General features: G+C 40.7%; 17 protein-coding genes. 2 read left to right on the forward strand and 15 right to left on the reverse strand.

What is annotated here, in order from left to right; all coding sequences use genetic code 11:
- Positions 1 to 3: 3 nt before the first annotated feature.
- Genes ABLB98_RS00120 through ribF form a run of 4 tightly spaced genes read right to left on the reverse strand, consistent with a single transcriptional unit; the run spans position 4 to position 4910 of the window.
- A complete protein-coding gene (locus ABLB98_RS00120) occupies positions 4 to 486 on the reverse strand; it encodes a peptidylprolyl isomerase (RefSeq protein WP_249570887.1) in 483 nt (160 codons plus the stop codon).
- Positions 479 to 1018, reverse strand: a complete 540-nt coding sequence (gene lspA / locus ABLB98_RS00125; protein ID WP_348883693.1) for a signal peptidase II — start codon at positions 1016 to 1018, stop codon at positions 479 to 481. The genes ABLB98_RS00120 and lspA overlap by 8 nt, the downstream gene beginning before the upstream one ends.
- Complete coding sequence (gene ileS / locus ABLB98_RS00130; RefSeq protein ID WP_348883692.1) at positions 1011 to 3848, reverse strand: isoleucine--tRNA ligase; 2838 nt, start codon at positions 3846 to 3848, stop codon at positions 1011 to 1013. The genes lspA and ileS overlap by 8 nt, the downstream gene beginning before the upstream one ends.
- A 60-nt stretch (positions 3849 to 3908) precedes the next feature.
- On the reverse strand, positions 3909 to 4910 hold the full coding sequence (gene ribF / locus ABLB98_RS00135) for a bifunctional riboflavin kinase/FAD synthetase (protein ID WP_348883691.1): 1002 nt from the start codon (positions 4908 to 4910) through the stop codon (positions 3909 to 3911).
- A gap of 183 nt (positions 4911 to 5093) precedes the next feature.
- Here ribF and ABLB98_RS00140 point away from each other — a divergent pair, with 183 nt between their 5' ends.
- The gene (locus ABLB98_RS00140; protein ID WP_348883690.1) at positions 5094 to 5660 is read left to right on the forward strand and encodes a 5'-nucleosidase; all 567 of its coding nucleotides are present in this window, start codon (positions 5094 to 5096) and stop codon (positions 5658 to 5660) included.
- Between the two features lie 360 nt (positions 5661 to 6020).
- A complete protein-coding gene (locus tag ABLB98_RS00145) occupies positions 6021 to 6923 on the forward strand; it encodes a GGDEF domain-containing protein (protein WP_004907343.1) in 903 nt (300 codons plus the stop codon).
- Between the two features lie 547 nt (positions 6924 to 7470).
- Here ABLB98_RS00145 and ABLB98_RS00150 read toward each other — a convergent pair.
- The 11 genes from ABLB98_RS00150 to ubiG form a co-directional block, all read right to left on the reverse strand.
- Positions 7471 to 8172 carry an IS1-like element ISPa14 family transposase gene (locus ABLB98_RS00150; RefSeq protein WP_369028918.1) on the reverse strand — a complete coding sequence of 234 codons (702 nt, stop codon included), beginning with the start codon at positions 8170 to 8172 and terminating at the stop codon, positions 7471 to 7473.
- A gap of 66 nt (positions 8173 to 8238) precedes the next feature.
- The gene (locus ABLB98_RS00155) at positions 8239 to 8850 is read right to left on the reverse strand and encodes a TetR/AcrR family transcriptional regulator (RefSeq protein WP_004907340.1); all 612 of its coding nucleotides are present in this window, start codon (positions 8848 to 8850) and stop codon (positions 8239 to 8241) included.
- A gap of 242 nt (positions 8851 to 9092) precedes the next feature.
- Positions 9093 to 9899 (reverse strand): ATP-binding cassette domain-containing protein, encoded by an 807-nt coding sequence (locus ABLB98_RS00160; protein WP_249570890.1) that lies wholly within the window; start codon positions 9897 to 9899, stop codon positions 9093 to 9095.
- A 13-nt stretch (positions 9900 to 9912) separates the two neighbouring features.
- Positions 9913 to 10716: an aliphatic sulfonate ABC transporter permease SsuC gene (ssuC, locus tag ABLB98_RS00165; protein ID WP_249570891.1), complete on the reverse strand. Its 804-nt coding sequence runs from the start codon at positions 10714 to 10716 to the stop codon at positions 9913 to 9915.
- On the reverse strand, positions 10713 to 11888 hold the full coding sequence (gene ssuD / locus ABLB98_RS00170) for an FMNH2-dependent alkanesulfonate monooxygenase (protein ID WP_249570892.1): 1176 nt from the start codon (positions 11886 to 11888) through the stop codon (positions 10713 to 10715). The genes ssuC and ssuD overlap by 4 nt, the downstream gene beginning before the upstream one ends.
- Positions 11889 to 12029: 141 nt before the next feature.
- Complete coding sequence (locus ABLB98_RS00175; protein WP_348882711.1) at positions 12030 to 13022, reverse strand: sulfonate ABC transporter substrate-binding protein; 993 nt, start codon at positions 13020 to 13022, stop codon at positions 12030 to 12032.
- A 310-nt stretch (positions 13023 to 13332) separates the two neighbouring features.
- The gene (gene argA, locus ABLB98_RS00180; RefSeq protein WP_348882712.1) at positions 13333 to 14688 is read right to left on the reverse strand and encodes an amino-acid N-acetyltransferase; all 1356 of its coding nucleotides are present in this window, start codon (positions 14686 to 14688) and stop codon (positions 13333 to 13335) included.
- A gap of 111 nt (positions 14689 to 14799) precedes the next feature.
- Positions 14800 to 15183 (reverse strand): RcnB family protein, encoded by a 384-nt coding sequence (locus ABLB98_RS00185; protein WP_348882713.1) that lies wholly within the window; start codon positions 15181 to 15183, stop codon positions 14800 to 14802.
- A 179-nt stretch (positions 15184 to 15362) separates the two neighbouring features.
- Positions 15363 to 16109, reverse strand: a complete 747-nt coding sequence (locus ABLB98_RS00190; RefSeq protein ID WP_087547329.1) for a YciK family oxidoreductase — start codon at positions 16107 to 16109, stop codon at positions 15363 to 15365.
- A gap of 31 nt (positions 16110 to 16140) precedes the next feature.
- On the reverse strand, positions 16141 to 16839 hold the full coding sequence (locus ABLB98_RS00195) for an HAD family hydrolase (protein ID WP_087544425.1): 699 nt from the start codon (positions 16837 to 16839) through the stop codon (positions 16141 to 16143).
- Positions 16839 to 17552: a bifunctional 2-polyprenyl-6-hydroxyphenol methylase/3-demethylubiquinol 3-O-methyltransferase UbiG gene (gene ubiG, locus ABLB98_RS00200; protein WP_005163612.1), complete on the reverse strand. Its 714-nt coding sequence runs from the start codon at positions 17550 to 17552 to the stop codon at positions 16839 to 16841. The genes ABLB98_RS00195 and ubiG overlap by 1 nt, the downstream gene beginning before the upstream one ends.
- Between the last annotated feature and the right edge of the window lie 83 nt (positions 17553 to 17635).

Consider the following 17635-nt stretch of genomic DNA (forward strand, 5'->3'; position numbering starts at 1 on the left):
TTGTTACATCAATTTGATGCCTTGCTGACCAGCCGGGGTGACTCTGAAAATTTCTACTTCAAAGGTAATATTTTTACCAGCAAGAGGATGATTAAAATCAATTTCTGTAGTGTCATCATTGACGGATTTTACGATACCGAACAAGGTCGCTTTGGCTTTGTCTTCAAATTCTATCATATGACCAACGATCGGACGTTGCTCAAATTTTACAGTATCGAAGATTTGGATATTTTCAGGATTCCAAGGACCAAACGCATCTTCAGGGGGTAAATGCACAGTACGACGGTCGCCTGCACGTAAACCAAACAATGCCTTTTCAAATCCTGGCAGTAAGTTACCATCACCAATTACGAGGCTGACGGGTTCTTCACGATTACGTGTATTGTCAATCTCAACACCATTTTCAATAGAAACAGAAAAATGTAAGTCGACTTTTGAGCCATCTTGAATGCGAATTTCTTCGTTTGGTTGGATAATTTCAGACATTTCTTGTTTCCGCATTTTGGATACGTTTCTTTTCAAGGAAGAAAGTATCAATAAGTAGCAGGATTGTTCCTAAGGTAATGGCACTATCTGCAATATTAAAAGCAGGGAAGTGACTGTCTTGATAATAGACATGAATAAAGTCAACGACATAACCCAATGAGACGCGGTCTATGAGGTTGCCTATAGCACCACCGAGAATTAATGCAATTGCCATCGGAAGGATGATCATCTTTTTTGGCATTTTCATTAACCAAAAAATAAAGATAATCGAGACAAAGCCTGCTAAAGAAGTAAAAAAGTAACGTTGCCAGCCACCAGCATCAGAAAGAAAACTGAATGCAGCACCATAGTTATGCAGTAATGTCCAATTTAGGAAAGGTAATATAGGAACAGGATCGGCATAATTTAAGTGTGTACTTGCAATCCATTTTGTCCATTGATCTAACACAATGGCAAGGACTGATAGCCCGAGCCAAAGTAAATTGTGCGGATAAAATTGAAACAAGCCTTTTTTTGATTGTGTATTAGGCATACTTTCTCACTTCGCCACTGCCAGTGACGTTGACGATACAACGAGCGCATAATCCAGTATGGCCAACGTGTGTATTTACATCAGGCAGCACATGCCAGCAACGTACACATTTTTCACCATCTGCTGCGGAGACTTGGACACGTAATCCTGAGAGATCCGTGTTTTCACCTTGTTCAGCGTAAGGGTGAACGATGACTTGAGACGTAATCAAGACAAAACGTAATTCATCAGCCAATTGGTTTAACAATGTTTGTAACGCTTCATCTGCCCAAAGTTCAACTTTTGCAGATAAGTTACTACCAACAAGTTTAGCGTTACGCGCTGCTTCAATCTGTTTATTTACTGCTGATTTTACGCTAATCAATGTTTGCCAATCTGCTTCAGACAGTAAGTTTGCTGTTGATGCAGTTGGAATGTCATACCATTCTGCGGTAAATACATATTTGCCAGTTTGTTCTGGAATTAATGGCCAAGCTTCTTGTGCGGTAAAGCTCAAGATTGGCGACATCCAGCGAACAAAAGCTTGCACGATATGATATAGCGCTGTTTGAGCAGAACGACGTGCTTGTGAATCTGCTTTGGTGGTGTACTGACGATCTTTGATGATGTCGAGATAGAACCCACCCAAGTCATTGATACAGAAGTTGGTCAATGCATTGGTGACAATATGGAAATTCATCTCTTCATAGGCTTGCTGAATGGTTTTTTGAACATCAGCAGCACGTTGTAAGATGTATTGATCTAATGCAATCAACTCATTTACAGGTAGAGCATCAGTTGATGGTTTGAAGCCATTTAAGTTTGCCAATAAGAAACGTAAAGTATTACGGATACGACGATAACCATCAGAGGCACGGCTAAAGATTTCTTTACCTGCGGTCATTTCATAGCGATAGTCAGCAGATGCGATCCAGAAGCGTAAGCCATCTGCACCCATATCTTTAATAATATCTTGTGGGGTGATGATGTTGCCTAATGATTTAGACATCTTACGACCTTTCTCATCCACCACGAAACCATGAGTAAGTAGACCTTTATACGGTGCACGTTGATTAATCGCAATTGAAGTTAACAATGACGATTGGAACCAGCCACGATGTTGGTCTGAACCTTCAAGATACAGATCTGCTGGATCTTGTAATTCTTCACGTTCACGTAATACTGCGTAATGTGTAGTACCAGAGTCAAACCAAACGTCAAGTGTATCGCGTACGGCATTGTACTGTTCAGCATCTGCGCCAATAAAATCGCTCGCATCACGGTTATACCAACCATCAATCCCTTCTTGTTCGATCAGTTGAGCGACTTCTTCGATCAATTCAGGCGTACGAGGATGCAAAGCATTGGTATCTTTGTGTACAAAGAATGGGATTGGCACACCCCAAGTCCGTTGACGTGAGATACACCAGTCAGGGCGTCCTTCAATCATCGATTGAATACGATTTTTACCCCAATCTGGGACAAACTCGATGTCATTTTCAATCGCATTCAAGGCTGTCTGACGTAAACCTTTAGCATCCATGCTGATAAACCACTGAGGTGTCGCACGGAAGATAATTGGAGTTTTATGACGCCAGCAGTGTGGATAGCTGTGTTTGATTGGCTGATGCGCCCATAGACGACCGACAGCACCCAAAGCTTCGATAATTTTTGGATTGGCTTTGTAAATATGCTCACCCGCAAAAATCGGTGCAGTTGGTAAATATACGCCATTACCACCGACAGGATTATCGACTTTTAGGTTGTACTGTAAGCCAACTTTATAGTCGTCCACACCGTGTCCAGGAGCGGTATGTACTGCACCTGTACCGCTGGTTGCGATAACGTGTTCACCTAAAATAACAGGCACTTGGCGATCAGTAATCAGAGGATGTTGTAATAAGACATTCTCGATTGCTGAACCTTTAAAATCAGCCAGTACCACTGGATTTTCAAGCTTATAGCGCTCAATTGCAGATTCAACCAGATCTTTGGCAAGAATAAAGTTTTGCTTGCCATGTTCAGTTGTCACTTGAACCAATTGATAGTCAATTTCAGCATGGAGTGCAACGGCTTGGTTGGCAGGCAACGTCCAAGGTGTGGTTGTCCAGATCACAATATCAGTCACATCTTGGACATTAACACCAAGACGGCTGCTTAAATCTTTAAGGTCAACAACGGTGAAACCAACGTCAATTGCATCAGACTTTTTATCTTCATATTCAACTTCTGCTTCTGCGAGCGCAGAACCACAATCCAAGCACCAGTTCACAGGTTTTAAGCCGGGTTCGATATGACCTGCTTTGGCAATTGCGCCAAGCGAACGAACAATGTCTGCTTCTTGCTTAAAGTTCATGGTGAGGTAAGGATTATCCCAATCACCAAACACGCCCATGCGCACGAAGTCTTTTTTCTGTAATTCGACTTGGGTGTAGGCATATTCACGACACGCTTTACGGAAAGTTGAAGCATCGACTTTAACGCCCACTTTGCCGACTTTTTCTTCGACTTTCAGTTCAATAGGCAGGCCGTGACAGTCCCAACCTGGCACATACGGCGCATCAAAGCCATCCATAACACGACTTTTAATAATAATGTCTTTGAGGACTTTATTGACTGCATGACCCAAATGGATTTGACCATTGGCATATGGAGGGCCGTCATGAAGCACATATTTTTTCTTGCCAATACGCGATGCACGAATCTGCTGATAAATGTTGTCGGCATACCACTCTTCTAACCATTTGGCTTCACGCACAGCCAAATTTGCTTTCATGGCAAATTCAGTATCTGGCAAATTGAGTGTGGCTTTATAATCCACTGCATTTTCAGGAGTTTGCTTATCGCTCATGCAAGTTTTCTTCCAGTTTTATCAGTCTAAACTGACATGTATTACAAATGAAATTTAAATTTAAAAAGGAAATTCTGGTGTGCGTTCACGATAGTCTCGTAATTTTTGCACATCATCATCGATTCCAGCTTTGAGGGCTTCAAGCGAAGGATAATTCAGTTCACCATGCAAATAGTGAAGAAAGGTTACCCGCATCAATAAGCCATACAGATTAGCAGAAACATCAGGAAAATGTACTTCTAATCGCCACTCTGGATGCTCTTGTTTGATGGCTGGGCGTGTCCCGACATGACCTGCACCAAACAAACTGTCAGTTTGATAGCCTGTTATCCCGTTGAGGGTAGGATCTGAATGCTTTACTTTTGCATTTAATGATGCATTTTCACAGACTACATCCACCGCATAAATGCCGTTTAAACACGGTTTGTGGCGGTTTAAGCGCACATTAATGGTTGGAAAATCAAGGGTGCGACCAATCTGATCACCATATTGCACTCGGCCTGTGATGCTATAAGGACGGCCCAATAGTTTTGCCGCTAATGCCAGATCACCTTCTTGTAGAACCTGACGAATACGGGTTGAACTGACACGTTCACCATTTAAAGCGACGGTATTTAAATTGGTCACGTCAAAGCCATAATCGCGTAAAAATTCGCTGTTGCCTTGGCGGTCTTTGCCAAAATGAAAATCATCGCCTAGCACCAAGCTTTGTGCATTGAGTTTTAATTTGAGTAGGTCGGCAAATTCAGTGGCATTTAAGCTTCTAAAATATTGATCAAACTTCGCAACTGCAATGTAATCAACACCGAGTTCAGTTAAATATTCTACTTTTTCTCTGAGCGAGCTGATGCGAGGAGGTGCATCATAAGCTTTAAAAAATTCAAGTGGTTGCGGCTCAAAAATCATCACCAATGTTTTTAAGCCTTTGGCATCTGCCAATGTTTTGAGTTGGGCAATCATCGCTTGATGACCAAGATGGACACCATCAAAATTGCCAATCGTTACCGCAGTCGGCGGTAACTGAAAATCTGGCGATAATGCGTTGAGACGAAGCAACTTCATGGGCGTTAAATACAGTGATTTTGCAAAGGCTATATATTGCCATATTCTCAGCGTTTCGTCTTGTTGTTGTGTTTTTCATCAGTAAAAAATTCGGAGAAAGGCTTTTTAGGGTGATTGCTTAGCCCGCTTTATTCTGGTGGATAATTCGCTACACTACGCATTTTAAATTGTTGGGTGATCACGATGCAGTCTGATATTGCTTTAATCATGGCATTGCCGAATGAATCAAAGGGTCTGTTTGAGCAGGCAGGCATTCAGGTTCACTATAGTGGCATTGGCAAAATCAATGCGGCGTTTAAAGCCTTTGAAGTGATTCAGAAAACTGGCTGTAAAACCCTGATCAATCTGGGCAGTGCAGGCAGTCCACATTTTGATGCCCACAGTCTGGTTGAGGTGATTACCTTTGTGCAACGCGACATGGATGTGTCTCCACTGGGTTTTGCGGTGGGTGTGACCCCAATGGATGAGGACATTCCTGCCGAAATCCATGTTCAGCCGCATTTTGAACATTTACCTAAAGGGATCTGTGGTACAGGTGACTCCTTTGAAACAGGACAGCCAAAAGTATCCTGTAATCTGGTGGACATGGAAGCCTATGCCCTCGCCAAAGTGTGCCAGAAGCTTGGGGTGCGTTTGATTTCAGTCAAATATATTACAGATGGTGCCAATGATACGGCTCATTTAGATTGGGAAGAGAATCTGCTGGTGGGGGCACAGAAATTATTGGCGCTGTATCAAGCCCATTTTTAAATGCAATGGTTGAATACTGTGGTATGTAATTAGTGGACTTATTTGTGGTGGGTGAGTTGTTGAAACTAAAGTGTTATTTTGTGTTGAGTTCGCATAACGGCCATTATGTTAAATAGTTCTCTTTTTAGATAAATATACATGTTTTCAATACATGCTAATTAGAGATTTTAGACTCAAGCAATTCTATAAAATTTTAACTTATGTGTACCTCTACTTTTAACTTCGGTTATTTATGGGAGGATTACCCAACAGTACCCACCAAATAGCCAGTAGTAGTAGCTTTTGGTCAAAAAATACGTGCATTTTATTTTTATTTGAGTAATGTGTTAATTATTGTAAATCAAGCAGAAGAAGTGCTTCATGATTAACATTGAGCAGATGTCCATAGTTCTTGATACATTACCAGACCCTGCCTTTATCTTGTCCCGAAGTGGAAAGTACGTTGCGGTATTTGGTGGTCGTGATAAGCGCTATTATCACGATGGTTCCGGTCTCGTTGGTCTGTATATTTCAGATTTAATCAAGCCTGATAAGGCCAACTGGTTTCTTGAACAGATTGGCCGGACTCTGGAGTCTGGAGAACTAATCATCGAAGAGTACGAATTGAGCAACAGTGATGTAAAAGGTCTACCCGATCATGGTCCTGAAAAACCGATTTGGTTTGAAGGACGCATCCAGGCACTGAGTTTTTCTGTGGACGACGAAGATGTGGTGCTCTGGGTCGCAAGTAATATTTCAAAGCGACACGACCTGGAAATCAGACTGAGAGAACTAGGCGATACCGATCAGCTAACTGGCCTTTTCAACCGAAGAAAACTAGAGCATGAGTTGACGCTAGACTATGAGTCATACGTACGGTATTCAGTGCCAACTTCCATCTTGATGTTGGATCTTGATAACCTAAAAAAAATCAACGACGGCAAGGGGCATCACGTGGGCGATGAGGCGATTCGGGCAGTAGCTAACATTCTTCGCTCAACACTACGGAAGACTGATTGTGCCTGCCGCTTGGGTGGTGATGAGTTTGTGGTTGCCTTGCCCAATACTGAGCATGAGCAGGCAATTCAGTTTGCCAAGCGTATACATGACAGTTCTAAAAAAGAGTTAAGCCAGTTTTCAGTGGACAGTTCAGTTGTCACGGTTAGTATTGGGGTGACAGTTATAGTGCCGGAAGATCGTTCATACAAAGACACTATCAAACGAGCTGACCTAGCTCTATATGAAGCTAAAAATGGGGGGAAAGACAGAATTGTATCGGCCTGAGAGCGCTGTTACGAATAACGACTTAAGTCAATGATATTCGATTCAAAAAATCTTAGAGACCAAAAACGCTACTATTATTTCCATAATGCTAACACACGGTTTTGATTCTTTTCGGCTTTTTTGCATGAAGCTTTTAAATATAGAGTTTCTCTAAGCTAAACAAATTTAAGTGACAATTCGGGTATGTGGTCGGCCTAACTCTTTAACTTTGTTTAAAGCTGCTATATGGATATTAAAAATTAAGTTTATCTAAAATTAACATAATAGACCTTATGCGAAATTCTTTAATTTTTATTTTATTATCAATATCTTAACTAAATTCGTTTCAGTAAATAGCGTTCTGGAACTGTTTTTCTTGATCTTTCACGTTTCACGTATGTTTATTAATCAATTTTCTATATTTTTGATGAGCTCAGTTGAATAATCGCCTTAATTATTTAGCAAGAAAAAAGCGACTAACACAGTCGCTTTTTTGGTGTACGCCAATCGCTAAAATTAAAGCTTGTAACTAAAGAAAATTGGTGGTGTTTCAAAAAGTATGCTGACATTAAATGAAGCCATTATTGATGTAAAAAAAGGTTAAGTCGAAAGCTTTAAAATGGTTTTCAATCTTTTTTGAAAAATTACAACTCCTTCTAAAACCACGCCTAATTCGATGCCTTATTTTGCAATTATTACCTTCAATACCTACAGTAAAAAATTTACCAATACTTTGCTTGCAGTTTTTAAAAGCAGTTATGAAACTGTCCCAATGATCACTTGCAATTCGGGTGTAGTGAATACCTAATTGTTTAAGCTTTGTTTTCAATCGTTGAACTGTAGCTAAGTCTCTTTTACCCCAAACATAAGCAACAATCTCACCTGTTTCTCGATGGTAGACGTAAATAAGCCATTGTTTATTATTTTTATTTCCCACAAAAGTCCAAAACTCATCAACTTCAAGAGACTCATAATGACTTTGTTTAGGCTGAATTTGGTAGGTCGATTCGGTTAAAGTACGTAAAACTTTACCGATACTGATTCGCTCAACTTCAGCGATATCTCGTATACCACTACCTCTGACCATCAACTGTAATATTTTTCGAGTAATGCCTGAATTACATCCTAGATAGCTCAGAGCATGGTCACCAATAAACTGACGTTTACAGTCTTTGCACTGATAGTTTTGTTTCCCATCTACTTTGATGCCATTTTTCTTTATACTGTCACTGAGGCAGGTTGGACATTTGATTTCTAGAGTTATTCGCATTTCTCTATTTTATCAAAATTCAACCTGCTTTGTTTCAGCATACTTTTTGAAACACCACCAGAAAATTTAACGTGGCAACACACCATACAACATCATATGCACAGTGTGCTCAACCGTACGTTGAAACATACTACGGTTACGCAAAGTTTTACCTGTGACCATTTCCATTTGCGTCGAAAAATCAGCATAGTTTTGGGTGATTGCCCAAATATTGAGAATCAACAATTCAGGGTCAATCTCTGCCGACAATTTACCTTGTTCTTGCCAAGTTTGAATCACCTTGGTTTTACGCTTAAATAGCTTTTTCAAAGGGCCTTTTAAGATTGGTAAAATATGCGGCGCACCTTGAATAATCTCAAGGGCAAATAAACGTGAGGCTTTCGGTTGATCACGCGAGCTTTCAATTTTTTGAATTAAATAGTGAGTGAGGGCTTCAGTTGGCTCAAGCTCAGACTCTAGGGTTTGCAAGGGTGCAAGCCACTTTTGTAATACCGTGGTGAGCACTTCAACATAAAGTGACTCTTTATTTTCATAATAATAGAAAATATTGGATTTATGCATATTTGCGAGCTGGGCAATCTCATCCAGACTAGCTCCACTGAATCCATAGACGGAAAAAACATCGAGGGCAGCATTCAGCAGTTGATTGCGCTTTTGTGTACTTTTTTTCTGTTCCATCTGCGAGCTTGATTCAAAAAATGTCATTGACATTGTAAGATAAATTGTCCGATTTGTGCACAATAACACAGTTTTTTTGTCGAAAAATACGCAGTTCCAAGATGAATTGAAGCGATCTAATTGATAATACTTGAAATCTAAAAAATGAATTACATATTTTGTAAACAATTCAGTGTTAAATGCTGATGAATAAGCTCAGTTTTTGATGCATATCCAGTGGAATTTATGATCATGGTGCGGTTTTAAGTTGCTAAAACCGCATCTAACACTTGTTGTTCCAACTGCGCAAATGCAATAGTTTTCTTACGTGGTCGTGGTAAATTCACTTGAAATTGATGTGCAATATGTCCTTGATCTAGCAAAATAATTCGATCTGCCAATTGTACCGCTTCACTCACATCGTGTGTGACCAAAATTGCAGTAAAACCTTGTTCTTTCCAAAGGCGTTCAATCAGGCTTTGCATTTCTAAACGTGTGAGAGCATCTAGCGCCCCTAAGGGTTCATCCAGTAATAAAATACGTGGTGCATGAGAAAGTGCTCTGGCTAATGCGGCACGTTGACGTTGACCTCCAGAGAGTTGAGTTGGCCATTGTGTGGATTTGTCTTTTAAGCCTACTTTTTCTAATAAATTTTCAGCAAGCAGGTGTTGATCTTTTGGTAAACCTAATTGTACGTTGTGTAAAATATTTTTCCACGGAAGTAAGCGTGGATCTTGAAACATAACGCGAATATCATCGTTTGTGATGCCTTCACGAAAGTTTCTTGCGGACTGAAATTTAATCTCGCCATAGCTTGGTTTTTCAAGTTGGGCGATTAAGCGGAGTAGGGTGCTTTTACCACAACCACTGCGACCTACTATGGCGACAAATTCACCTGCTTGAATATTTAAGTCTAAGTCTTCAAGCACTTTGACTTCACCATAAAACTTATACAATTGTTCAATCAGAATATTTGCACCATTGCTATTGCTTGCAGTAGTCGATGCTTCAGATTCGCCAAGGGGTTGAATCAAGGGATTTTCATAGAAATTTAAATTTAGATTACTCATATAGTTGACCTTTTTATTTTTGATAGCCTGCATGCCACCGTAATAAATATCGCTCTAGTGCTCTTGCCAATACATCCGCTAATTTTCCAAGTATGGCGTAAAGTAAAATACCGACCAAAACGATATCGGTTTGCAAGAACTCACGTGCATTCATGGTCATATAGCCGATACCTGCTTGAGCGGAAATCGTTTCGGCCACGATGAGCAATACCCAAACCAAACCTAAAGCAAAGCGTAGTCCAACTAAAATAGAAGGCATTGCTCCGAGTAGAATGATCTCTTTATACAATTGCCAGCGATTGAGTCCGTAACTTTTACCCATTTCAATCAACTGAGGATCTACCGAGCGAATACCATGATAGGTATTGATGTAGATTGGGAAAAATACACCTACTGCGACTAAAAAGAGTTTGGCTGTTTCATCAATACCAAACCACAAAATTACCAGCGGAATGAGTGCTAGTGCGGGGATATTGCGGATCATTTGCAATGTGGTATCAAGTAAGGTCGATGCAATGCGTGATGAACCATTAAGTAGTCCTAAAAGTAGTCCGAGACCACCGCCGACCAACACACCAAGCAAGGCACGACCTGCGCTGACTTTGACATGATGCCAAAGTTCACCACTGATCAGTAAGTGCCAAAAAGCACTCACTACGGCAGTTGGAGCAGGTAATACACGGCTTTGTAATAGACCTGAACTTGAAGCAGCTTGCCAAATCAGTAGCAATAAAACTGGAAACAACCACGGCAAGAGACCTTTGCCTATTTTTTGTGTTCCACGTGAAACATTATTTAGAAATGGTGTTGTACTCATGCCTCCTCCTGAACCAACGCTTTTGGTGTTTTGACCTCAGGCACATAGTTATTGGCAATGATTTCACCAAAAGGACCTGTGAGATGTGGTTGTGTCAGTTTCTCACGAGTTTTGAGTGGCAGAAGTGGAAATACTAATTCAGCAAAGCGGATCGATTCTTCCAAATGTGGATAGCCAGAGAAAATAAAGGTATCAATCCCCAAGTCAGCATATTCTTGAATACGTGCAGCAACAGTTTTTGGATCGCCGACTAAAGCTGTACCTGCACCGCCACGAACTAAACCGATACCTGCCCATAAGTTTGGTGAGACTTCTAATTGATCTTTGCGTCCGCCGTGTAAAGCCGCCATGCGTTGCTGCCCGACCGAGTCCATTTGTGCAAATTTTTTCTGCGCTGCTGCAATAGTCTCATCATCTAAATATTGAATGAGTTCATCGGCGGCAGCCCAAGCTTGTTCATTGGTTTCACGAACAATCACGTGCAATCGGATACCATAATTTAGAGTACGTCCTTTGGCTGCTGCCTGAGCACGTAAATGATTAATTTTTTCTTCCACCGCAGCAGGTGGTTCACCCCAAGTTAAATAAGTATCAACCTGTTCAGCGGCAAGTTCAGTTGCTTCTGTTGATGATCCACCAAACCATAAGGGAGGATAGGGCTTTTGCACAGGTGGATAAAGTAATTTTGCTTCATCGACACTGAGTCGTTCGCCATGAAAAGTAAAAGATTCACCTGTATGGGAGCGAGTCAGAATCTCACGCCAAATTTTGACATATTCAGAGGCAGTCTGATAACGAGTACTGTGATCTTCATATAGACCATCGCCCTTGAGTTCCTGCTCGTCACCGCCTGTTACAAGATTGAGTAAAATACGACCATTGGAGAGGCGATCAAAGGTAGCAGCCATGCGCGCCGCCAACGCGGGGGTCGTAATTCCGGGACGTAGTGCCACCAAAAACTTTAATTGTTTGGTTGCATCAATGAGGCTGGCTGCTGTGATCCATGGATCTTCACAAGAACGACCTGTTGGAATCAATACGCCAGCATAACCAAGGTTGTCGACAGCAACGGCGATTTGTTTCATATAAGCATGATCGACCTGACGTGCGCCCTTGCTGGTGCCTAAGTAACGGCTGTCACCATGAGTGGGGATGAACCAGAAAATATTCATGTCGATATTCCTTATGAAGAATGAGATCATGTAAATGAGACAGATTGCATCGTGTTTTAGATTGCAATCTGCATGAGGGATAAAGCACTTTGATTGATCACAATCAAAACCAATGAGAAATTACCTAAAGTAGACTCTCAATTATTGAACTTGGTTTTTTAATACAGCATCTGCAATGACCAGTTGCTTTGGAATTAATTTCTGAGCAAAAAAGGCATCAGCTACGTACTGCTGTTCTTTTGTGACTTTTTCAGAAATTGGCTGAACGCCAAAACCCATCCGAGAAATTGAAGTTTTTAAAACATCGAGTTCAAGTGCGGTTGGTTTTTCGAGTAATTTTGCAGCATCATCAGGATGGATCTTTACCCAATCCGTGGTTTGATTCAATGTTGTCACCAGTGTTTTTAGAACTTCGGGATGTCCTTCCGCAAACTTACGATCAGCTAAATAGAATTGATGATTGCTGACCAAATGCTCGCCGTTTGCGATCACACGTGCATGGATTTGATGCTCTGCTGCTGCAAAGAATGGATCCCATATCACCCAAGCATCGACTGCGCCTTTTTCAAATGCTGCGCGAGCATCTGATGGTGGTAAATAAACAGGCTGAATATCATTTAAAGTTAAATTATTGGCTTCTAGTAATTTCAATAAAAGATAATGAACGTTTGAGCCTTTGTTCAATGCAATACGTTTACCTTTCAGGTCTTGTACAGATTGTATTGGTGAATCTTTTTGAACGATTAAGGCTTCTGCAGTAGGTGCTGGTGGCTGATTTGCAACATAGACCAAGTTAGGATTTGCTGCTTGGGCAAAAATAGGAGGCGCTTCACCGGCCTCACCAAATACCACACTACCTACATTTAGGCCTTCTAAAAGTTGGGGACCGGCTGGAAATTCAACCCATTTTACATGGACGCCCTGAGCAGCAAGATTCTTTTCTAATTCACCTTTTGCTTTGACAATCGGCAAAATGCCATACTTTTGAAAGCCGATATTTAATGTGGTGGTTTCTTGTTTTGGTGTTGCTTGCTGCTCAGGTTTTTTTGCACAACCCGCAACGCCCATTACGCCAGCAATAGTTGCTGCGATGATGGTTGAAGTTGCCCATGAGCGATTGATAAAAATAGCCATGTTGATTGTGCTCCCCAGAAAATTACAAGATCTAAATAAGTTGAGCAATTAAGCTAAAACTTTTTTTAATGCATAAAAAATAAATAATTGGGCTTTGCTTATGATGAAAAGTGCAAAATAGAAAAATAGATAATGTTATTGAGAAGATGAATAAGTATTGAAATTTAATTAATATTTAAGTTTCTGTTTTATATTTTTATTTTTAAAAATTCAGTGCGCTTATTTTTCTAATGAGCTGAATAAAAATAGAAAAGAAAGAAGTCAAAAGATATCTTTATCAGAAATAAAGATATCTTCAGGTCAAATATAATTAGAACAAAACTTTTTTGAAGACTAAGGAATTACGCTGATAATTGTAGAGCGCTTGTCGAGCATTCGGTAAATCATCAACACTTGCTGGGCTGAAACCCTGCTCTAAAAACCAATGTGCGGTACGGGTCGTGAGAACAAATAGTTGTTGAATACCTTGTTGTTTTGCTTTGGTTTCCAAAAATTGCAAAATTTGGCTACCACGATTCGATTTACGATAACTCGAATCGACAGCGACACAGGCAATTTCAGCAGATTTAATTTCACCTGATTCAGCAGGAATAGGATAGAGCGCTGCACAGGCTAAGATCATGCCATCTCGTTCAATCACCGCGAACTGTTCTATTTCACTTTCAAGACGTTCACGTGAACGATAGACTAAAATACCTTCCTGTTCGAGTGGACGTAATAAGTTGATTAAACCGCCGACATCATGAATATTGGCAATGCGTACTTCTTCATAGTGGGCATCTGTGATTAAAGTGCCAATCCCGTCGCGTGTAAATAATTCTTCAATCAAAGCACCATCATAAGTATATGAAATGAGGTGAACACGGTGCACCCCAGATAATGAAGCTTGTTGAGCTTGTTTGAGGTGTAAAGCGAATTCTGGATATTGTGTTTGGTATTGTTGAATATAAGGTTCAAGTTGATACGAGCTTAATTCACGTAATAATTGTTGTTGCTCGTTCATTAATCCTTGTTTTTCACCCAAGAAAATCAATTTATCGGCTTGTAATACAGTTGCTGTTTTGGTCGCGACTTCTTCCGCCAATAAGTTAAATACTTCTCCAGTGGTTGAGTAACCTGTAGGCCCTAGTAACACAATATTATGATTATCTAAGTGACGTTGAATCGCATCGGTATCAATTGAACGGACTTCACCTGTGAGCTGAAAATCAACCCCATCCCGAATGCCATAGGGTTTAGCCGTTACAAAGTTACCCGAAACGACATCAATGCGGGCACCATACATGGGTGAATTTGCTAAGCCCATTGATAGAAGAGCTTCAATTTCTAAACGAATCGATCCAACTGCATTCATGATACTACGTAGTGATGCACGAGTTGTCACACGACGACTTTGATGAAAAGGCGTTTCAATTTGGCTTTCACGTAGATTTTGATTAATTTGTGGGCGTGCGCCATGCACCAAAATCAAACGAATCCCTAAAGAATGCAATAGGGCAATATCATGAATAATATGCTGAAAGTTTTGGTGTAAGACGGCCTCACCACCAAACATAAGCACAAAAGTTTTATCACGATGGGCATTAATATATGGTGCTGAGTGGCGAAACCAATGCACATAATCTTGCGTTGTGCTATGTGAAGTTTCAGTCATTTGGTTCGCCATGTTCATCTCAGATATACATCAATTTATCTGATTCTAACGAAAAAAATAAAAAGATAAATCTATTCCTAAAACAACGCTTCAACTTTGTACAGTCATCGTCCGAGAATATGTTTAGAACCCCATGATTCGGATAATACTATTATCATCAGAGTTGACTAAAATAAAATCATTATTGATTTTATACCATTGCTCATTACGACCAGGGCGTGGGAGATTATTATATTTATAATCAACTTTGTAGCCGTTTCCGCGATAATGCTGTGGCATGACGTAACCTGCTTGCCAGCGATGTTGTTTTAAACGCTCAACACCACGTTCTTCACGCATACGACGTTCACGCATACGGTTTTCATCATCTGGACGATCAAAGTTACGACCTTGCCAGCCCCCACCGCGTGAGTCATCATCACGATCAAAATGTGGACCTGCAAAACTACCCATACTACTCAATAGGTTTGTTGAACCTAAAACCAAGATAATGAAAAATTTTTTCATGATGCACCTTATGGACTTCGGATGTCTCTCATGTGAAAACTGTACCTTAAAAATGCAGAGAAACTGTGAAGATCAATTCATTATTCCATTAAAAAGATGGAGATCCTTAAGCAATTTCTCTAGAAAAGTATCATCGAAGCCCGTATTTAATATTGTTTAAATTTATTATATTCAATTGGTTAAGATTGAGCATCAATACTTTGCCCATTCATATCTAAACTATCATCACCCATCAAATAAAGATATGCAGGCATAATGCTATCTGGCGTTGGAAGGATTTTTGGATCTTCTTCTGGGTAAGCCTTCGCACGCATCGCTGTACGGGTACCGCCTGGATTAATGCAGTTAAAACGAATATTCGGATAGGTGTTTTCTGCTGCAAAAATCTTACTCATTGCTTCGGTTGCAACTTTAGAAACAGAGTATGCTCCCCATAAAGCACGAGCTTCACGACCTACACTCGAACTGGTAAATACCACTGAAGCATGTTCAGATTTTTCAAGCAGTGGTAATAATGCTTGAGTTAACGCGAAAGGTGCACGTAAATTTACGGCCATGACATCGTCCCAAACATCAACAGGGTAATCCGCTAGTTCAACTCGATCACCTAACATGCCCGCATTATGTAAAATTCCATCCAAGTGACCAAATTGTTGCTCAAGCGTATCGACAAGAAGCTCATAGTCATGACTGGATGCAGTTGAAAGCTGTAATGGCAATATTGCAGGCTGTGGTGCACCTAAACCTTCAATTTCATCATAAATGACTTCAAGTTTATTCAGGCTACGTCCATGCAAAACCACAGTTGCACCATGAAGGGCATAACTAAGAGCAGCAGCTCGACCAATTCCATCACCTGCGCCCGTGATGAGAATGATACGATCTTTGAGTAGATCTGGACGAGGTTGATATTCTGAATATTTCATTGTTATGCCTCCTAGTTCTTATGTTGAATGTTTAGCTCATCATACCCTGATTTTCTGATAAAGCAGAGATTTTCTGTTTGAGCAGTTGATGTAACTCAGTCACAGTTTGGATAATTGCATCTGCTTGCCAAGCGTTCAGATCATCACGAGATTCTATTGGTAAATACCCGTAAGCCGCCAAAATCGTGTACATCTCCGCATTACGTCCTGCATCAATATCACGTGGGTGATCCCCCACATAGATAATGTCTTTGGCATCCAGATTCAACTGTTTCGCCGCTAGATACATCGGTTCAGGATCGGGTTTGGTATGCGTGACATCTTCAGGACAAACCAAAACTGCACAGCGTTCGGTTAAATTTAATTCAGCCAATAATGATTCACTTAAACCACGTGGTTTATTGGTCACAATTCCCCAAGGAATCTGGTTTGCTTCAAGTTCTTCGAGCAGAGCATACATCCCAACAAATAAATCCGTATCCACCACAATATTGTCACCGTATACATCTAAAAAGCGCTGGCGATGAGCTAGAAAGATGGGATCGGTCACATCCAATTCTGGATACACCAATTTAACCATTGCCCGTGCGCCTTCAGACACTTGAGTGCGAATGGTTGCTGCATCAACAACAGGACGTTGTTCATCACGGCACATTTGTTGAATGATGCGAATAAAATCAGCAGCAGTGTCGATCAAAGTACCATCAAGATCAAATAAAACGGCTTTCATTAGGCACCTGTATTTGTGGTATGAACCATATAATTCACATCTACATTGGGTGCTAACCAATAATGCTTAGTGATAGGGTTGTAATGTAAGCCAGTCATTTCTTTTAGACTCAAGCCTGCGTTACGAATATCATGCGCCATTTCTGAAGGGCGGATAAATTTATGATAATCATGCGTACCTTTGGGTAACAAACGTAGGACATATTCTGCGCCAATAATTGCGAATAAATAGGATTTTGGATTGCGATTAATGGTCGAAAAGAAGACGTGTCCACCTGGTTTAACCAGTGTTTGACAGGCTTTGACAATTGAGGCTGGATCAGGAACGTGCTCCATCATTTCCATACAGGTCACTACGTCATATTGTCCTGCTTGTTGTTGCGCCAACTCCTCAACTGGGATTTGACGATATTCAATATTTTGCACATTGTCTTGCTGTGCATGTAAACGTCCTACAGCCAGCGGTGCTTCGCCCATGTCGATCCCTAAAACATCAGCGCCACGACGAGCCATACTTTCTGCCAAAATACCGCCACCACAGCCAACATCAAGCACTTTCTTACCTGCTAAGCCACCAACACGCTCATCAATCCAGTTTAAGCGTAACGGGTTGATTTGATGAAGTGGGCGGAACTCAGAATGTTGGTCCCACCATTTAGCAGCTAATGCTTCAAATTTTGCGATTTCTTGTGGGTCAACATTCAATTGTGACATGGAAATACCTCTATATTAGGATGATTATTTCGGTTTAATCTGTTGTTAGTGTAGCGCTTCTTGAAAAAAAAGCGATAAATCCA

Source organism: Acinetobacter yuyunsongii (assembly GCF_041021915.1).
In the GTDB taxonomy this organism is placed as follows: Bacteria; Pseudomonadota; Gammaproteobacteria; order Pseudomonadales; family Moraxellaceae; genus Acinetobacter.

Coding starts and splice junctions, on each gene's coding strand:
- ssuD (WP_249570892.1), bottom strand. CDS start 11,888: ATGAATATTTTCTGGTTCATCCCCACTCATGGTGACAGCCGTTACTTA.
- ABLB98_RS00145 (WP_004907343.1), top strand. CDS start 6,021: ATGATTAACATTGAGCAGATGTCCATAGTTCTTGATACATTACCAGAC.
- ABLB98_RS00175 (WP_348882711.1), bottom strand. CDS start 13,022: ATGGCTATTTTTATCAATCGCTCATGGGCAACTTCAACCATCATCGCA.
- ribF (WP_348883691.1), bottom strand. CDS start 4,910: ATGAAGTTGCTTCGTCTCAACGCATTATCGCCAGATTTTCAGTTACCG.
- argA (WP_348882712.1), bottom strand. CDS start 14,688: ATGGCGAACCAAATGACTGAAACTTCACATAGCACAACGCAAGATTAT.
- ABLB98_RS00120 (WP_249570887.1), bottom strand. CDS start 486: ATGTCTGAAATTATCCAACCAAACGAAGAAATTCGCATTCAAGATGGC.
- ABLB98_RS00140 (WP_348883690.1), top strand. CDS start 5,094: ATGCAGTCTGATATTGCTTTAATCATGGCATTGCCGAATGAATCAAAG.
- ssuC (WP_249570891.1), bottom strand. CDS start 10,716: ATGAGTACAACACCATTTCTAAATAATGTTTCACGTGGAACACAAAAA.
- ileS (WP_348883692.1), bottom strand. CDS start 3,848: ATGAGCGATAAGCAAACTCCTGAAAATGCAGTGGATTATAAAGCCACA.
- lspA (WP_348883693.1), bottom strand. CDS start 1,018: ATGCCTAATACACAATCAAAAAAAGGCTTGTTTCAATTTTATCCGCAC.
- ABLB98_RS00150 (WP_369028918.1), bottom strand. CDS start 8,172: ATGCGAATAACTCTAGAAATCAAATGTCCAACCTGCCTCAGTGACAGT.
- ABLB98_RS00155 (WP_004907340.1), bottom strand. CDS start 8,850: ATGGAACAGAAAAAAAGTACACAAAAGCGCAATCAACTGCTGAATGCT.
- ubiG (WP_005163612.1), bottom strand. CDS start 17,552: ATGTCACAATTGAATGTTGACCCACAAGAAATCGCAAAATTTGAAGCA.
- ABLB98_RS00185 (WP_348882713.1), bottom strand. CDS start 15,183: ATGAAAAAATTTTTCATTATCTTGGTTTTAGGTTCAACAAACCTATTG.
- ABLB98_RS00160 (WP_249570890.1), bottom strand. CDS start 9,899: ATGAGTAATCTAAATTTAAATTTCTATGAAAATCCCTTGATTCAACCC.
- ABLB98_RS00195 (WP_087544425.1), bottom strand. CDS start 16,839: ATGAAAGCCGTTTTATTTGATCTTGATGGTACTTTGATCGACACTGCT.
- ABLB98_RS00190 (WP_087547329.1), bottom strand. CDS start 16,109: ATGAAATATTCAGAATATCAACCTCGTCCAGATCTACTCAAAGATCGT.